Source organism: Kitasatospora sp. NPDC057512 (genome assembly GCF_042802135.1).
Classification (GTDB): Bacteria; Actinomycetota; Actinomycetes; order Streptomycetales; family Streptomycetaceae; genus Kitasatospora.
Genome location: NZ_JBHVET010001211.1, coordinates 1 through 1419, shown reverse-complemented (window position 1 = coordinate 1419; position 1419 = coordinate 1). Strand labels below are relative to the sequence as shown.

The 1419-nt window shown below is 76.2% G+C and carries 1 protein-coding gene; it reads left to right on the top strand.

Going from position 1 to position 1419, the window contains the following annotated elements:
- Window positions 1-81: 81 nt before the first annotated feature.
- The gene (locus ACFU6K_RS38980; protein WP_380671411.1) at window positions 82-1395 is read left to right on the top strand and encodes a class I SAM-dependent RNA methyltransferase; all 1314 of its coding nucleotides are present in this window, start codon (window positions 82-84) and stop codon (window positions 1393-1395) included.
- Window positions 1396-1419: the final 24 nt, after the last annotated feature.

Below are 1419 nucleotides of genomic sequence, written 5' to 3'. Positions count from 1 at the left end.
GACCGGAAGGCGCCGCGCAAGCAGGCGGTGCGGCCGCCCAAGGCGCTGCGCACCGCCGCCGCGCGGCCCGCGCGGCCCGAGGTGCCGTCCGGGGAGCCGCTGGTCGGGCAGCGCTACGAGGTCGAGGTCGGCCCGGTCGCGCACGGTGGCGGGCACTGCGTGGCCCGGCACGAGGGCCGGGTGCTGTTCGTGCGGCACGCGCTGCCCGGTGAGCGGGTCGTCGCGCTGGTGACCGACGGGACCACCACCTCGCGGTTCCTGCGGGCCGACGCGGTGGAGGTGCTGGAGCCCTCCAAGGACCGGATCGAGGCGCCCTGCCCGTTCGCCGGTCCGGGCAAGTGCGGCGGCTGCGACTGGCAGCACGTCACCCCCGGCGGGCAGCGCAAGCTCAAGGCGGCGGTGCTGACCGAGCAGCTGGCCAAGCTGGCCGGGCTCACCCCGGCCGAGGCGGGCTGGGACGGCAGCGTCGAGCCGGTCGGCGGCAAGCTGCCGGCCGGGCAGGTGCCGGCCTGGCGCACCCGGGTGCAGTACGCGGTGGACGCCGAGACCGGGAAGGTCGGCCTGCGCAAGTACCGCTCGCACGAGGTGCAGCCGGTGGACCGCTGCCTGATCGCCGCCGAGGGCGTCACCGAGCTGGGCGTCGAGGCCCGGGACTGGCCGGGCGTGGCGAGCGTCGAGGTGATCGCGGCGACCGGCTCCTCCGACCGCCAGGTGGTGCTCACCCCGCGCGACGGCGCCCAGCTGCCGCTGGTCGAGCTGGACAAGCCGGTGTCGATCGCCCGGGTGGACGAGCAGGGCGACGTGCACAAGGTGCACGGGCGCGGCTTCGTCCGCGAGCGGGCCGCCGGGCGGACCTGGCGGATCAGCGACGGAGGCTTCTGGCAGATCCACCCGGAGGCGCCGGAGACCCTGGTCGACGCGGTGCTGGCCGGCCTGGACCCGCAGTGGGGCGAGAGCGCGCTCGACCTGTACTGCGGCGTCGGCCTGTTCGCGGGCGCGCTGGCCGACCTGGTCGGCGAGGAGGGCGCGGTGCTCGGCATCGAGTCCGCCAAGCAGGCCGTGGTCGACGCCCGGCACAACCTGGCCGCGCTGGACAACGTGCGGATCGAGTGCGACCGGGTCGAGACGCTGCTGCCGCGCACCGGCATCACCGCCACCGACCTGATCGTGCTGGACCCGCCGCGTTCGGGCGCCGGCCGCGAGACCGTCGCCCACCTGGTCGGCCTGGAGGCGCGCCGGATCGCGTACGTGGCCTGCGACCCGGCGGCGCTCGCCCGGGACCTGAAGTTCTTCCGCGAGGGCGGCTACCGGCCGGTGTCGCTGCGGGCCTTCGACCTGTTCCCGATGACGCACCACTTCGAGTGCGTGGCGATCCTGGAGCCCGCCGGGGAGTGATCCCGGGCGCCGGGGAGGCACGGC